General features: G+C 70.3%; 20 protein-coding genes. 9 read left to right on the top strand and 11 right to left on the bottom strand.

Features of this window, described 5'->3' with window-relative positions; genetic code table 11:
* Positions 1-17: 17 nt before the first annotated feature.
* The 4 genes from VM889_14220 to VM889_14205 form a co-directional block, all read right to left on the bottom strand.
* Positions 18-1,430, bottom strand: a complete 1,413-nt coding sequence (locus tag VM889_14220) for a solute carrier family 23 protein (GenBank protein HVL49708.1) — start codon at positions 1,428-1,430, stop codon at positions 18-20.
* Positions 1,427-2,404, bottom strand: coding sequence for a cysteine hydrolase (locus VM889_14215; protein ID HVL49707.1), 978 nt, complete (start codon positions 2,402-2,404; stop codon positions 1,427-1,429). The genes VM889_14220 and VM889_14215 overlap by 4 nt, the downstream gene beginning before the upstream one ends.
* A 20-nt stretch (positions 2,405-2,424) precedes the next feature.
* Complete coding sequence (locus tag VM889_14210; protein HVL49706.1) at positions 2,425-3,795, bottom strand: solute carrier family 23 protein; 1,371 nt, start codon at positions 3,793-3,795, stop codon at positions 2,425-2,427.
* An 84-nt stretch (positions 3,796-3,879) separates the two neighbouring features.
* The gene (locus VM889_14205) at positions 3,880-5,178 is read right to left on the bottom strand and encodes an alpha/beta family hydrolase (protein HVL49705.1); all 1,299 of its coding nucleotides are present in this window, start codon (positions 5,176-5,178) and stop codon (positions 3,880-3,882) included.
* A gap of 130 nt (positions 5,179-5,308) precedes the next feature.
* On the opposite strand from VM889_14205, the gene VM889_14200 reads away from it, so the two are divergent.
* From VM889_14200 to VM889_14190, 3 genes are all read left to right on the top strand, one after another.
* Entirely contained in the window at positions 5,309-5,608 is a 300-nt protein-coding gene (locus VM889_14200) for a hypothetical protein (protein ID HVL49704.1), read from the top strand.
* Positions 5,609-5,863: 255 nt separating this feature from the next.
* A complete protein-coding gene (locus VM889_14195) occupies positions 5,864-6,142 on the top strand; it encodes a 50S ribosomal protein L44e (protein HVL49703.1) in 279 nt (92 codons plus the stop codon).
* A gap of 4 nt (positions 6,143-6,146) precedes the next feature.
* Positions 6,147-6,326: a 30S ribosomal protein S27e gene (locus VM889_14190; protein ID HVL49702.1), complete on the top strand. Its 180-nt coding sequence runs from the start codon at positions 6,147-6,149 to the stop codon at positions 6,324-6,326.
* 76 nt (positions 6,327-6,402) lie between these two features.
* Here the strand turns inward: VM889_14190 and VM889_14185 are convergent, their stop codons facing one another.
* Complete coding sequence (locus VM889_14185; protein ID HVL49701.1) at positions 6,403-6,771, bottom strand: hypothetical protein; 369 nt, start codon at positions 6,769-6,771, stop codon at positions 6,403-6,405.
* Positions 6,772-6,950: 179 nt separating this feature from the next.
* Between VM889_14185 and VM889_14180 the strand changes: the two genes are divergently transcribed.
* From VM889_14180 to VM889_14170, 3 genes are read left to right on the top strand one after another with little or no spacing between them, the layout of a single operon-like run.
* A complete protein-coding gene (locus tag VM889_14180; protein ID HVL49700.1) occupies positions 6,951-7,745 on the top strand; it encodes a translation initiation factor IF-2 subunit alpha in 795 nt (264 codons plus the stop codon).
* Positions 7,742-7,915, top strand: a complete 174-nt coding sequence (locus tag VM889_14175; protein HVL49699.1) for an RNA-protein complex protein Nop10 — start codon at positions 7,742-7,744, stop codon at positions 7,913-7,915. Before VM889_14180 ends, VM889_14175 begins: the two co-directional genes overlap by 4 nt.
* A gap of 5 nt (positions 7,916-7,920) precedes the next feature.
* Positions 7,921-8,685: a proteasome assembly chaperone family protein gene (locus VM889_14170; GenBank protein ID HVL49698.1), complete on the top strand. Its 765-nt coding sequence runs from the start codon at positions 7,921-7,923 to the stop codon at positions 8,683-8,685.
* Between the two features lie 12 nt (positions 8,686-8,697).
* On the opposite strand, the gene VM889_14165 is transcribed toward VM889_14170, so the two are convergent.
* The 3 genes from VM889_14165 to VM889_14155 form a co-directional block, all read right to left on the bottom strand.
* Complete coding sequence (locus VM889_14165; protein ID HVL49697.1) at positions 8,698-9,126, bottom strand: type II toxin-antitoxin system VapC family toxin; 429 nt, start codon at positions 9,124-9,126, stop codon at positions 8,698-8,700.
* Entirely contained in the window at positions 9,110-9,325 is a 216-nt protein-coding gene (locus VM889_14160) for a type II toxin-antitoxin system CcdA family antitoxin (GenBank protein HVL49696.1), read from the bottom strand. Before VM889_14160 ends, VM889_14165 begins: the two co-directional genes overlap by 17 nt.
* 454 nt (positions 9,326-9,779) lie before the next feature.
* Complete coding sequence (locus tag VM889_14155; GenBank protein HVL49695.1) at positions 9,780-10,499, bottom strand: class II aldolase/adducin family protein; 720 nt, start codon at positions 10,497-10,499, stop codon at positions 9,780-9,782.
* Positions 10,500-10,540: 41 nt separating this feature from the next.
* Between VM889_14155 and VM889_14150 the strand changes: the two genes are divergently transcribed.
* The gene (locus VM889_14150) at positions 10,541-11,095 is read left to right on the top strand and encodes a peroxidase-related enzyme (GenBank protein ID HVL49694.1); all 555 of its coding nucleotides are present in this window, start codon (positions 10,541-10,543) and stop codon (positions 11,093-11,095) included.
* A gap of 56 nt (positions 11,096-11,151) precedes the next feature.
* A complete protein-coding gene (locus tag VM889_14145) occupies positions 11,152-12,543 on the top strand; it encodes a class II fumarate hydratase (protein ID HVL49693.1) in 1,392 nt (463 codons plus the stop codon).
* Here the strand turns inward: VM889_14145 and VM889_14140 are convergent, their stop codons facing one another.
* A complete protein-coding gene (locus tag VM889_14140) occupies positions 12,544-13,197 on the bottom strand; it encodes a hypothetical protein (GenBank protein HVL49692.1) in 654 nt (217 codons plus the stop codon).
* 9 nt (positions 13,198-13,206) lie between these two features.
* Positions 13,207-13,926: a hypothetical protein gene (locus tag VM889_14135; protein HVL49691.1), complete on the bottom strand. Its 720-nt coding sequence runs from the start codon at positions 13,924-13,926 to the stop codon at positions 13,207-13,209.
* A 90-nt stretch (positions 13,927-14,016) separates the two neighbouring features.
* Between VM889_14135 and VM889_14130 the strand changes: the two genes are divergently transcribed.
* Complete coding sequence (locus VM889_14130) at positions 14,017-14,559, top strand: cob(I)yrinic acid a,c-diamide adenosyltransferase (GenBank protein HVL49690.1); 543 nt, start codon at positions 14,017-14,019, stop codon at positions 14,557-14,559.
* On the opposite strand, the gene VM889_14125 is transcribed toward VM889_14130, so the two are convergent.
* On the bottom strand, positions 14,560-14,802 hold a 243-nt coding region (locus tag VM889_14125; protein HVL49689.1), incomplete at its 5' end, for a hypothetical protein. It lies immediately after the preceding gene.

Here is a 14,802-nt window from a genome sequence, read left to right as displayed (position 1 = left end):
ATGGCGGGTTTCGGAGTTTAAGGTTTCCCCGGGGACGGCTCCAGCCAACCGACGAGTCCCCGTTCCTCGTCCGTTCCCGGGATCAGGTTGTCGAGCACGAGCGCCCAAAGACCCGAGACCATCATGGGCGTCGCGAGGAACGTGTTCGCGAGGACGCGGACGCCCGTTTCTCCCGCCTCGATGGGATTCTCGCGCACGTAGGCGGGCAGCGCGAGGCCGAGGAGGAGCGCGGTGCCGATGATCGCCTCGTTGCGGGAGGTCGTCACGCGCGCCCTGAGGACGAGCCGGAGCCCCGTCATCACCAGCACGCCGAAGACGACGAGGTAGACCGCGCCCAGGATCGATCGCGGGACGGCCCCGAGCGTGGCGCCGAGCTTGCCGAAGATCCCGAGCGCGATCAGGATCGCGCCCGCGAGCACGCAGACGAAGAGGCTCGCGACGCCCGTGAGCCTCACGACGCCGACGTTCTGCGAAAAGGAGCTGGTGGCGGTGCCTCCGAGGATCGCGCTCAGGGCGCTCGCGAGCCCCTCGGTCGCGATCCCGCGGCTGATCCTGCGCGGCGACGGCGTCTCGACCCCGCTCGACCGGGCGACCGCGAGGTAATCGCCGAAGGACTCGAAGATCGTCGCGAAATAGGGGATCGTCATCGCCAGGATGAAGCCCACGTCGAACCGGGGCGCGCCCCACGCGAAGGGCGTCGGCGCCTGGAACCAGGGCGCGGCCGCGATGGCGCCGAAATCGACGTGGAGCGCGTGGCCGGCGCCGAACCATCCCAGGGCCGTGCCGGCCGCGGCCGCGCCGTAGCCCACGATCACGGCGAGGAACACGGCCATGGTCCGGGCGGTGGTCCCGAACGCGAAGCTGAAGACGAGGACGAGGACGAAGACGGCGATCGCGACGCCCCACGCGTCGCCGATGAAGTCGTTGACGAGCGGCCAGAGCCCGAGGCCGACCATCATGATCACGATGCCGACGGCGATCGGCGACACGAAGCGCCGCAGCCTCGGGATCACGTTGCCGAAGCCGATCGCGGCCTCCATCACGCCGCCGACGAGGAGCGCGCCGACGATGTACTGCATCGTGAGCGTCGCGTCCTGGAAGAGCGCCACGCCGACCGATCCGAGCGCGAGGTAGGCGGGAAGGTGTCCCGAGGTCGAGCCCTGGATCACGGGGAGGCGGACCCCCCAGCGCACCTGCGCGATCGTGGCGATGCCCACGGCGACGTTGATGATCCCCACGAGTCGGCCGATGGCGGCGTCGTCGAGGCCTATCGTGGTGCCGATCACGACCGCGCCCGTGATGCTCCCCACGATCATCGCGAAGATGTGCTGGAACGCATACACGACGGCGCGCCCCGTGGGTGGGCGCTCGTCGAGGCCGTAGACCACGCGGCCTTCCTCGTCGCCGCCGGCCGCGACGGAGCCGCTCACGACGACCCGGACGGCTCGCGTCGCACGCCCTTGCCCTGGCGCGCCAGTCCGGCCTCCTCGAGCCCCTGGATGAAGGAAGCCGAATCGGAGACCCAGCCGAAGACGCCGCCCTGCATCTTGATCATCTTGACCGCGGCCTCGTAGTTCTTGTCGTCCGTCGCGCCGGTGCAGTCCTTGAGGAGCATGCACCAGAATCCGAGGTCGTTGGCCTGCGTCATGATGGTGTCCACGCACACGTCCGTCGTGATGCCCGTGATGACGAGGTGGGTGATGCCCTGGTTCTGGAGCCTCATGAAGAGCGTGCTCACGGCGAGCGCCCCCTTCCCGGCCTTGTCGACCACGATCTCGCCGGGAAGCGGGTAGAGCTCGTCGATGATGTCCCAGTTGGTGTCGCCGCGCACGAGCAGTCGACCCAGGCCGCCTTCGGGGGCTTCGCCGATGCCGACGCCGTTGCCGATGATCTTGCTCCTGAGAAGCTTGTTGTACGGGGCGTCGCTCAGGTCCGGCAGGTGGCCTTCGCGCGTGTGCACGACGGTGATGTCGGTGCCCCGGACGGCCTCGAGCGACCGCTGGATGGGGGCGATCGCGCGGGCGGTGTTCTCGAGCGGGTAACCCATGACGTCCACGTACCCGCGGTCGCCCGCGAAGTCGATCTGCATGTCGATGCTCAGGAAGGCCGTGCGGCCGGAATCGAACTCGAGATGCGACGTTTCGCCGAAGTCGGGGCTGTCCTCGCACTTGACCTTGAAAAGCGTCCCCTTGGGCGGGCCGTAGAGCCACGTGGGGACCTTGAACGTCCGCGTCTCCATGAACGACTCGTAGCCCTTGCGGACCTGCTCGAGAACGCGCTCCCGGCCGGCGTCCATGAAGGCCTCGTAGGTCTTCTGTCCGGGGCGCGGCGTCGCGCCGGGCCGGTGCTCCTCCGCTTCGCTCGATCCGCCCTGCCTTTTCGTTGCCTGGGTTTCCTTCGCCATGTCCAGTCCTCCTTCCGTCGTCATCGCGCGGTGGTCCCGCGATCCCCGCGCGCCGGTCGATCGGGCGCCCCCGATTCCTGGCGCGGCGTAGAACGCCGCGGCTTCGTCTTGCGCAGGATGACCTGCTCCATCACGATGACGAAGAGAATGACGCTGATCACGGGGTTCGAGAGGACCGTGGTGACGAGCGTGGGGACCCCCGACCAGGCGCCCTCGGGCAGGAGATAGAGGCCGAGGGCGAGGAAGACGGAGAAGCCCACGAGCGTCTGCTCGCGGCGTCCGAACTCCGGCGCGTCGGCCATCATCGAAGCCCCGATGCCGATGACGGTCGAGGCGACGCCGAGGAGGACGGCCCCGGCGATGGGGCCCGGCATGGCCGCGAGGAAGCCGCCGACGGGACCGAGAAACGCGAGGAGGATGAACACGACCGCCGCGACGATGATGAACGCGCGGGCCGCGACGCGCGTGAGGAGGACGATCCCGAGATTCTCGCCGTACGCGACCGTGGCGGGAACGCCGAGAACTCCGGCGAGGCCGGTTTCGACCGCTCCGAGGATCGCGAACGAGCGGCGCTCGCGACGGGGCGGCACCTCCTCGCCGACGACGTCGGCGTAGCCTCGGAGATTCCCGAAGAGGTTGAGCGCCGCCATGAGGTTGACGACGAGCATCACCGCGAGAAGGTCGAGCGGCGGCATCGCCAGGCCGTAGGGGAAGAGGGCGGGGAGGACGAAGGTCGGCGCGGCCGCGGAAAGGCTCCAGTCGAGCGCGCCGGTCGCCGCGAAGACGAGGTACCCGAGGCCGATGATGAGGAGCGGCGCGAGCGTGGCCGCGAGGCCACGTCCACGGATCGAGAGCGCCGCGCCGCCGACGGCGAGCGCGAGGCCGAAGGCGAAGGGCCACCCGAAGCCGAGGGCCGCGAGCTGCTCGAGGCCCACGCCCGCGATCGCGAGGCCGACCGTCAAGACCATGCTTCCGAGCACGAGCGGGCTCCACACCTTCCGGACGAGACCGAGGACGCCGACGAGCCCCAGGGCGGCGACGGCGATGCCCGTGATCGCCTGGGCGGTGAACGCCTGGAGCGCGTATTCGCGTCCTCCGGCCGCAAGCGCCGCGACGATTGCGAGGGACGGGATGATGTTCGGTCCAGAGACCATCGCGAAACGATGGCCCGCGAGGGCCTGCGCGAGCGTCCCGACGCCGATCGTCAGGACGATCGCCGACATGTAGGCGGAGAACTCGGCGCCTTCGAATCCAAGGCCGAGCCCGACGATCGCGTAGCCCCACACGACCGCGTAGAACATCGTGACGACCCATTGCAGGCTGTAGAGGCCCCAGTCGAACGCGGATCTCGGCTTCTCGTCGGGCGCGTAGACGAGATCCGCATCCGCCATCGGGCGAGCGACGGTCATCGCGTGCATAGGGGTGTCGCCTCGCCGAAGCGCGCTGCCGGATTTGTCACGGACGCCACAGGAGGGTCAAGCGCCGCGCGCGGGCGCCGGGGAGAGGCGTCGGTCGAGCCAGTCGACGGCGGCCTCGGCGACGCGGTCGAGCGTCCCGGGCTCCTCGAAGAGGTGGCCCGCGCCCGGGATCACGGTCAACGCCGTTTCGCCCGGGATGTCCGCGAGGGCGCGGCGGTTGAGGTCGAGCACCGCATCGTCGCGCGCCCCGACGACGAAAAGCGTCGGCGCCTCGACGCGCGGAAGGGAGGCGGCGGCGAGGTCCGGTCGGCCGCCGCGCGACACGACGGAGGCGACGTCGCCGGGCCGCTCGGCGGCTGCGATGAGCGCCGCCGCTGCGCCCGTGCTCGAGCCGTAGAGCGCGACGGGGAGGCGCGACGTCGAAGGCTCGCGCCGGCACCAGTCGACGACCGCGACGACGCGGTCCGCAAGCCGCGGGACGTCGAAGCGGAGGTGATGCGTCACGGCGTCGACGGCGGCCTCCTCGCGCGCGAGAAGGTCGAAGAGGAGCGTCGCGTAACCCGCTTCGCGGAAGCGCTCGGCGACGGCCCGGTTGCGCGCGCTCGCGCGGCCGGAGCCGGAACCGTGGGCGAAGACGACGAGACCCTTCGCGCGGGAAGGCATCGCGAGGTCCCCGTCGAGGACGCGATCGGCTGCGGGGATGGACACGGCGCGCGTGCCCTCGGACCCCGGGGGGGCGAGCGCGTCCATCACCTCCTTGTCCGTCGTCTGAGTGAAGTCGTCGTACCAGAGGCCGACGGCGCGGAAGTGGTGCGGCGCTTCGAGGCAGACGACCTCGTCGGCCTCGCGCTCGAGGCGCGCGATCGCTTCCGGCGAGGCGACGGGGATGGCGAGCACGACCTTCGAGGCACCGCCCGCGCGCAAGGACCGCACCGCCGCCGTCGCCGTCGCGCCGGTCGCAAGCCCGTCGTCCACGACGAGCGCGACGCGGCCGCGGACGTCGGGCGGCGCGTTTTCGCCCCGGTATCGCGCAAGACGCCTCTTCATCTCGTCCCTCTCCGCGGCCACGATCTCCTCGAGGTCGTCGCGGCCCACCCGCAAGGCCGAGACGAGGCGCTCGTCGACGACCCGAACGTCGCCCGGCGCGATCGCGCCGAGGGCAAGCTCGCGCTGCGATGGCGCGCCCAGCTTGCGCGCGACCGCGACGTCGAGCGGCGCGCCGAGCGCGTCCGCCACCGCGCGCGCCACCACGACGCCGCCGCGCGGGATGCCGAGGACGAGCGGGTCCTCGGTGGAGAACCGGTCGAGGACCCTGGCGAGGCGGCGGCCCGCGTCGCGGCGGTCGGTGAACGGCATTCAGCAGTCCTCCGAGGCGCGCATTTGTATCCCTGGACCGAACGGGGCGCGCGGGGCCGATGAACGTTCTCGCCGGGATCAAGGAAGCGGCCAGTGCCTACTTGCCGGATCGCCCCGCAAACGATGGATCATGTGGGGTCCACTGCTCGCCCTCATCGGAGGCATCGCTTACGGCTATCTCTCGCCCGGACGGGAGGACAAGTCCCGGCTCTTGGTCAAAGGCTTCCTCATCGGCCTCGTGATCGCGGTCGTGCTTTCGATCCTGGGCGCGATCTTCGGCGCGAACCCGCTTGGCCTGGGCGGCGCCGGATTCATCGACCTCATCATCGCGACGCTGGTCATCGTGCTCGCGTTCGTCGTGGGCGTCTGGATCGGCGACGCCTTCGAGAACCGCGAGGCGAAGAAGCCGTCGCCCCCGCGGACCGTCTGAGCCTGATCGCCTGGACCCGGTCCCGCCGGGCCGGGGGCGGGCCCGGCGGGCACCCCCTTCCCGGCCAGCAAGCCTTTTATAAGGCACCCCGCCTTCGGAGCGCTTGCACCCGACGTCCGCCCACGGCCGGTCCGTTTCCGGTCGAGGGCGTTCCGAGCGGAAAGGCGGGCTCCGGCCCGACCGATGCGAACCCGACGGGCTCCGGCTCGCGGGCATCGTTCCCCGGCGACGCGTCGCGGAGCACCGGTGATAACCATGATCCGACCCCGCATGATCCAGCGGTACTGCCCGTCGTGCAAGAAGCACACGGAGCAGGAAGTCGAGCGCGTGAAGAAGCGCAAGGCGAGCGAACTGAAGCAGGGCCAGCGGCGTTTCCGCCGCGTCACCTCGGGTTACCGCGGTTTCCCGCGCCCCAAGCCCGAAGGCCGCGAAAAGGCCACGCGCCGCGTCGCGCTCCGCTACCGCTGCAAGGCCTGCAAGAAGGCGAACCAGGCCCCGTGCCTGCGCGCGAAGAAGTTCGAGCTCAAGGAGTGAGACGATGCCGCGCCAGACCACCTCCAAGTTCGTCAAGGCCAAGTGCCCGGACTGCTCGAACGAGCAGGTCGTTTTCAACAAGCCCGCGATGGTCGTGAACTGCCTCGTCTGCGGGGCCGTTCTCGCCGAGCCCGCGGGCGGCCTCGGCAAGTTCCGCGCGGAGCTTGTCGGCGAAGTCCAGTAGGCCTTCGCGTTCCCCGGTCCTCGCGACCGGGGCTCTCTTCTCTCCATTTCATGCCCCGAGCGCGCGCTTGGCCGCGTCACGACGCCGCGACGAGCGCGGCGCCGCACTCCGCGCACAGGGCGGCGTCGGACGGGATCGCGGAGCGGCACGCATCGCAGAAACGGGTCGGGGCGCGCGCGACGGTCATCCGCCGGCGCTTCGCGCGCCGCGTGACCACTCCGGCCACGGCCGTCGATCCGCCCGCCACCGCGACCATGACGCCCGCGGCGGCCCAGAGCCTCGCGCCGACGTATTTCGGGTTCATGATCCCGTACTCGCGGAATCCGGGACAACCCGGGTTCGTGTAGCACTCCAGGATCGCCCGCGCCTCGACCTCGGCCAGGGCGAGGAGCAGGAGTCCCGCGAGGAAGGCGGCGACGCCCGCGGCGACGAAGGGGCGCGACATCGCGGGGGGCGTGGGCGGCGCGCGGGATCAATCCGCGCGCACCGTGCGCGCATCGGGCCTTGCGCGGGCCCGGTTCGGCAAGCCGCAGGTATTTATACGACCCCGCTGTCTTGGAGCCATCCCCCGGGCCCGCGGCCCCGCCGTCCGCCCGGAGATTCACGCTCATCGAGGCTCTCGTCATGGTGAAGAAATCCAAGTTCCCGGAAGAAGGCGAACTCGTCGTCGGCACCGTCAAGGACGTCAAGGGCTTCGGCGCGTTCGTCAACCTCGACGAGTACCCCGGCCGCGAGGGCTTCATCCACATCGCGGAGGTCGCCGCCGGCTGGGTCAAGTACGTGCGCGACCACGTGCGCGAGAACCAGAAGGTCGTGTGCAAGGTCGTGCAGGTCGACCAGGGCCGCGGCCACGTCGACCTCTCGCTCAAGCGCGTCAACGACCACCAGCGCCGCGAGAAGATCAACGAGTGGAAGAACGAGCAGAAGGCCGACAAGCTCTTCGAGATCGTCGCGCAGCGCGCCTCCGTCCCCGTCGAGCAGGCCTGGGAGAAGTACGGCTTCTCGCTCGCCGAGAAGTTCGGCTCCATGTACCGCGCCTTCGAGGCCGCGGCGATGAACGAGGACATGCTCGTGGAAGAGGGCTTCGAAGGCCCCTGGACGACCCATTACATGGAGGTCGCGCGCGAGAACATCGCGATCCCCTTCGTCGTCATCAAGGGCTTCGTGCAGCTCGAGACCCCGAACCCCGACGGCATCGAGGACCTCAAGGCCGCGCTCGAGAAGGCCGGCGAGAGCGAGTTCGAGGACGTCGAGATCGCGATCCAGTACGTCGGCGCGCCCCGCTACCGCATCCGCGTGAAGGCCCCGGACTACAAGGTGGCCGAGGAGCAGCTCCGCGAAGCCGCGGACCGCGCGATCAAGATCATCGCGAAGCGCGGCGGCAAGGGCGAGTTCCAGCGCGGCGAAGCCGAGGCGTGAACGTGATCGAGCGGTGCCCGCAGGGCCACGGCTACACGCTCAAGGCGACGTGCCCGACGTGCGGCGCGAAGGTCGTGCGCGCGGGTCCCGCGAAGTATTCTCCGGAGGACCCTTATGGGGCCTACCGGCGCAAGCTGAAGCTCCTCGACCGGAGCGAGAAGGCGAGGTGACGCTCATGGACGAAGTCAACGTGACGTGGTTCGAGAGGCCCCAGCTCAAGGAGCCCATCTTCATCGAAGGCCTCCCCGGCGTGGGCAACGTCGGCAAGCTCGCGGCGGACCACCTCATCGAGGAGCTCGGCGCGAAGAAGTTCGCCGAGATCCACTCGCGCCACTTCCCGCCCCAGGTCCTCGTGCTCCCCGACGGCACGGTGCGGCTCGTGAACAACGAGCTGTACTACTACAAGGCCGAGAACGCGGAGCAGCAGGACCTCGTCATCCTCATCGGCGACTACCAGGGCCTCACGGCCGAAGGGCAGTACGTCCTCGTGGACGCCATCCTCGACCTCGTGGGCGGCCTCGGCACGAAGCGCCTCTACACGCTCGGCGGCTACGGCACCGGCAAGATGCAGGAGAAGCCGCGCGTCCTCGGCGCCGCGACCGACAAGGACCTCGTGAAGGAAATGAAGAAGCGGAACGTCGTGTTCCGCAAGAACGAGCCCGGCGGCGGCATCGTCGGCGCGAGCGGCCTCATCCTCGGCATGGGGAAGCTGCGCGGCATGCGCGGCGTGTGCCTCATGGGCGAGACGAGCGGCTACCTCGTCGACCCGAAGAGCGCGCAGAGCGTGCTCGAGGTGCTCTCGGCGCTCCTCAAGGTCAAGGTCGACTTCAGCGACCTCGAATCGCGCGCGGAGCAGATGGACAAGCTCGCGCAGCAGCTCAAGGAGCTGGAGAACGCGGCCGAGGCGCCGAGCGAAGAGGACCTCCGCTACATCGGGTGAAGGTTACGAGTCCTACGGCGTGATCGTCCTCAAACCCTGGCGTTCGGCTTCAGTGAGCATGCGTCGGTCATAGCTCACGATAGAAGCTTTGTGAAGCGTGGCCACGGCAAGGTAGCTCGCATCATACCCTGAGAGATGAGGCATCCAGGGGAATACGTGCCGCGCGGCGTTGTCATCGAGGTCGATTCCGTCCAAGATCTCGTCGAGCCGCCGGGCCCACCACTTCGCAGCTTCTCGTTTTGCTCCCGGGGCTTCGATATTGGATGCGAGAAGGTGCGCCATCTCGTAGCCGAGCAGCGCCGGGGCCCCGAAGGTCGACCCGCGCTGGACTTCCGCGACGTACCATGCGCGGAATGCTTCGCTTTCGATTTCCTCGAGAAAGAGCTTCGCGAGGGCGCTTGCATCCACCACGAAATCAATCGGGTCACCGGGAGCGCCCATCACGAAGCCTCCGGATCTGCTCGATCGAAGGAATGGAGGGTTTGCGGGCGACTCTCGCGAGCTTCGCGACGTTCTCCGCGACACGGGCCTTGCGCAGTTCAGCGGCGAGTCCCTTTCTGCAGGCTTCGCTGACGTTGATCCCGAAACGGCGCGCCTCAGCCAGGTCTTCCGCCTCGATGCGGACGGAAATCGTGGACACAAGGCCCTATGGAATGCCCGCATGTATATATCCGCTGTCCATATGTGGCGTCCATACGATGGACGGCCGCGGGCTATCGCCAAAATCAGGTTTGGCCGAATCCCGCGCGGGGCCGCGGCCCCCTAGGGCGGGCGGCGCGCAAGCGGGGCCTCCAGGGCCTCGAAGGCCGGGAGTGTCGCCGCCGCGCGGGATCGGATGGCCGTCATTCCTCAAGGACGGGATATGAACGCATCGGGAACGGACGTGTGCCGGACCCAGCGTCCCGGAAGTTCGCGCAAGCGCGCCCTCCGAGAGATGAACGCGGGTTTGGGTCGGGGGTCCAGGGGGCGGCAGCCCTGGTCAACGGGCGGAGTCCAGAGGAGGGGGCGGACAGCCCCCTCCTCTGGCACGGAGTCGCACAGCGCCGCAGCGCTGTGCGACGGAGCGCCCGCTGAAGGCCCCGAACCCAACTGTGCTAGTATCTCCGCGCTCCGCGCTCGAAGATCGCCCGCATCGCCTTGACGCCCGCCTCGGGCACCGCCTTCGCGCCGCCCGCCGCCTCCGCAAGGAGCACCACGCGCGCGAGGTGCTCGACGTGCTCCATCGCGCCCATCGCCTCGTCGAGCGTGCGGCCCACGGTGACGGCGCCGTGGTTCGCCATGAGCGCCGCGACGCCGGTCGCGCCGAGCGCGCGCGCGACGTGCTCGCCCACGGCCGCGTCGCCGGAGGGCGCGTAGTCCGCGCACGGCACCTCGCCGCCGAGGAACGCGAGCGATTCGTCGAGCACCGGCGGAATCGGCTTGCGCGCGACGGCAAAGGCGGAGGCGTGCGGCGGGTGCGCGTGCACGATGGCCTGAACGTCGGCGCGGGCGCGGTACACCGCGAGGTGCATGCGATGCTCGCTTGATGGCGGGAGGCCACCCACGTGGCGGCCGTCGGCGAGGACGACAACGGACAGCTCCTCGGGACGCAATCGGTCGTACGGCACCGCGGCGGGTTTCACGAGCATGCGGTCCCCCATGCGGACGCTGAGGTTGCCGCTCGTGGCGTGGTTGAGGCCGCGCTCGTACAGTCGGTTGCCGGCCGCGACGAGCGCGACCGCGCCGGTGGGCTCCATCGCGCGGGCGAGCGCGCCGCGAGGGCTTGAAACGTGGTGCCGCGCGAAGTCCTCGCGCGCGGTTTCCGGAACCTCCATCTTTATCAACATCCTCCCGCGTCCCCTGGGACGGTATCGTCATGCCCTGGATCGAGATCGTGAACGAGAGCGACGCCGTCGGCCCCGAGCGCGAGGCGTACGAGGCCGTCACCAAGCGCCGCGGCGCGCTCGCGCACATCTGGCAGGTCCAGGGCCTCCTCCCGGGCGCGCTCACGGCGAACCTCGATCTCTACGAGGCGCTCGCGTACCGCGAGCAGGGCCTCTCGCGCCGCGAGCGCGAGATGATGGGCCTCGTCGTGGCGAAGATGCTGAACGGCGGCTACGCGTTTACGCACCACGCGGACGCCCTCGGCCGCCACGTGAGCGAACCGGGCCTCGTCGCGCGCGTCGCGGGCGACTGGCACCAGGCGCCGATCACGCCGCGCGAGCGCGCGATCCTCGGATACGCGACGAAGCTCACCGAGTCGCCCTCGACCGTGACGGAGCGCGACGTCGAGGTGCTTCGCGAGGCCGGCCTCTCGGACGACCAGATCCTCGAGGCCTGCCTCCTGACGGGCTACTACAACCTCATCAACCGGGTCGCGCTCGGCCTCGGCGTGGAGCGCGACGACGCGGCCGCGCCGTACCGTTACTGATCAGGCCGCACCTTTAATAACGGCCTCCCCGATCGGCGCGGCGTCGCGGTGATCGGATGGAGTACCGGATCGAGAAGGACACGCTCGGCGAGATGAAGGTCCCGAAGGACGCCCTATGGGGCGCCCAGACGCAGCGGGCCGTCGAGAACTTCCCCGTGAGCGGTCAGCCGATGCCCGCGGACTTCGTCCACGCGATGGGCCTCGTCAAGCTCGCGGCCGCCCGCGTGAACCGCGGCCTCGGCCGCCTCGACGCGAAAGCCGCCGAGGCGATCGAGCGCGCCGCGCGCGAGGTCGCGGACGGCAAGCTCGACGCGCAGTTCCCGATCGACGTCTTCCAGACCGGCTCCGGCACGTCGTCGAACATGAACGCGAACGAGGTCATCGCGACGCGCGCGACCGCGATCCTCGGCTCGAAGGTCCACCCGAACGACCACGTCAACATGGGCCAGTCGTCGAACGACGTCGTCCCGACCGCGATGCACGTGGCCGCCGTCCTCGTCATCGAGAAGCAGCTCATCCCCGCGCTGAAGCACCTCCACGCCGCCCTCGACGCGAAGGCGCGCGAGTTCGACCCGATCGTGAAGATCGGCCGCACGCACCTCCAGGACGCGGTCCCGATCCGCCTCGGCCAGGAGTTCGGCGGCTACGCCACCCAGGTCGCGCGCTCGATCGAGCGCATCGAGGCGACGCTCCCGCACATGCGCGAGCTCGCGATCGGCGGCACGGCCGTTGGCACGGGCCTCAACGCGCACCCCGAGTTCGGGAGCCGCGTCGCGGCCGAGCTCACGCAGGCGACGGGCACGAAGTTCGTCGAGGCCAAGAACCACTTCGAGGCGCAGGGCGCCCAGGACGGCTACGCGTGGACCGCGGGCGCGTTCGCCGCGACGGCCGCGTCGCTCATGAAGATCGCGAACGACGTCCGCCTCCTCGCGAGCGGCCCCCAGGCGGGTCTCGGCGAGATCATCCTCCCCGCGGTCCAGCCGGGCTCGTCCATCATGCCCGGGAAGGTGAACCCGGTCATCTGCGAAAGCGTGGTGATGGCCGGCGCCCAGGTCACGGGCAACTGCCACGTGGTCGTGATGGGGGCGCAATGGGGCCAGCTCGATCTCAACACGATGCTCCCCGTGATGGCGCGCAACCTCCTCGAGAGCGCGCACCTTCTCGCGAACGCCTCGCGCATGTTCGTGGACCGATGCATCGCCGGCATCAAGGCCGACGAGGCGCGGTGCGAGAGCTACATCGAGAAGTCCATCAGCATGGCGACGGCGCTCAATCCCCTCATCGGTTACGAGAAGGCCGCGGCCATCGCGAAGGAATCCTACAAGACGGGCCGTACCGTGCGCGACCTCGCCTACGAGAAGTCGGGTCTCACGAAGAAGCAGGTCGACGACGCCCTCGACCCCCGCCGCCAGACGGAGCCCGGCGGCGAGGGCGCGGCGGGCGGCTGATCACAGCCTGTCGTGCGACTCCCGGTAGCCTCGCTCCGCGCTGCGGGCCTCCGACTTGGCCTCCCGAGCGACCTCGCGAGCCGTCTCGGCGGTCTTGCGGACGGCCTGGCGCGCGGCTTCCGGGTCGGCCTGCTCGGCGTAGCCCTCGAGCGCGCCCGAGGCGCCGGCCATGGCGCCGCCCACGCGGCGTTTCATGGACTCGCGAAGCTCGGCCGGCGATCGGCCGCGCATCTCCTCGCGCACGCCGCGCGCGGCTCGCGTCGCCCCTTGCCGCACGACCTCCATCGGATCCCGCCGCGCGTGCGCGGCGGTGTCGGTTGCGATCGCGCCCTGCCCGCCGCTCGGCATCTCGCTTTTCGCCTCGTTCGCGACGGCGCGCGCGGCGGCGGCGGTCTTCCGGGCCGCCATCCCGGCGGCGTGGGGGTCGAACCCCTCGGCGTATCCTTCGAGCGCGCCCGTCGCGGAGGCCGTGACTTTCGCGGCGGCCTCCTTGGCGCGTTGGCGGATCTCCTCGGGAGACCGACCCTTGAGCGCCTCGTCGAGGCGGCCCATCATGTCCTTCTTTCCCATGCCCTGCTCGTGCTCGAGGCGTTCCCAGCTTTCAGGCCGGGGATCGCCCACGTGCGTTCCCATTCTCCTTGGATGCTCGTCCATGTCGATACCTCACCTCGCGCCCGCGCCGGGCCGGTTGAATCGCTCGACGGGTCGCGTGATCGATCGGATCTCCTCGCGCGCGGCCGCCACGCCGCGTTCGACGCGCGCCTTCGCGCGGTCGATGCCACGGTTCGCGAAGGCGTAGGCGATCGCCGCGATGATGGCGTACACGAGTGCGAGCACGATCGCCCCCCAGGGGAACCCGAGGACGTCGTCGAGCACGCCCGCGAAGGCCGCCGTGAGGAGCGCGAACGTGGTGACGGCGAACAGCGCGGCCACCGCGTAGGCCGCGAGCGCGCGGCCGGCGCGTCGCGCGGCCGCCTTCGAGGTGGCGCGCGCCTCGTAGGCGACGGCCGAGGCCGCGCGCGACGCGCGGTCGGCCGCCGTTGCGACGGCATTCGCCGCGTCCGCAGCGCGCGCTGCGGCCGATTCGGCGGCCCGCGAGGCCGCGGCCTCGCCGCGCTCGACGAAGGAAGGGCCTGATTCCATTGTCTGCGTCGACCCGCCCGCGAAGCCCCCGAGCTCGACGCGGGCCTCCTGTGTGCGTTCGACGGCGGCGCCGACCACGGCGGGCAGGGACCCGTTCCGGGACTCCTCGGCGAATCCCTCGGCGGCCCCGCTCAAGGCGGCGAGCAGCTTTTCGGGGAGGGTCGCGTCCGGGTCGCGCATCCGCGCGTCTGTCGCAAGGCGGCGCTCTTCGTGCTCCCGGCGTACTTCGCGCTCGTCCATCGGACGACGCTCGCCACCGCGGTGGGGATGTACGTTGTGCCCGCGTCTTCGGTCCGGCAAGTGTTTTGGCCCGGGAACCGATGTCGCGGCGTGTCCCGCATCAGCACCGGCACGGGCGACGATGGAACGACGGGGCTCGTCGACGGGTCCCGCCTCCCCAAGGCGCACCTGCGCGTCGAGGCCGTCGGCGCGGTCGACGAGGTGAACGATGCCCTCGGCCTTGCCGCTTCCGCGGCCCCGCACCTCGGCTCGGCCCTCGCCGCCTTCCAGGAGGATCTGTTCGTCCTCGGCGCGGACCTCGCCACGCCGGGCGACAAGGACGGTCCGATGCGTCTCGGTCCCGACGCGGTCGAGCGTGTCGAACGCGAGACCGACCGTCTCGAAGCCGAGCTCCCGCCGCTTCGCCACTTCATCCTGCCGGGCGGAGCGGAGCCGGCCGCCCGCCTCTTCGTCGCGCGGGGTCTCGCGCGGCGGGCCGAGCGCGCCGTGTGGCGTCTCGCCACCGAGCAGTCCGTGAATCGGTATGGGCTCGTCTACCTCAACCGATTGAGCGACATGCTGTTCCTCCTCGCCCGCGCCGAGAACCGCCGGGCCAGCGTGGCCGAGCCCGAATGGCGACCGCGCAAGCGTTGATCAGAGGCGGGGCGAAAGGACGGACCAGGCGAGCCAACCCGCGAACGCCGCGAGGATGACCGCGCTCGCGAGCGAGATCCAGCGGTCGAGCGAGGGGATTCGGCGTCGCGCCGCCACCACGGCCGCGGGGAAGGTCGCGACCCAGAGGAGAACGCCCGCGACGAACCCGAACGCGAGCGCGGGTCCGAGGCTCGAGAGGAGCGACGTCCCCGCGCCGAGCCACCACGCGAAGTTGTAGGGGCT

The organism is Candidatus Thermoplasmatota archaeon, from assembly GCA_035540375.1.
Classification (GTDB): Archaea; Thermoplasmatota; SW-10-69-26; order JACQPN01; family JAJPHT01; genus DATLGO01.
The sequence above is the reverse complement of the archived record's forward strand: the minus strand, read 5'-3'. Positions and strand labels throughout refer to the sequence as shown.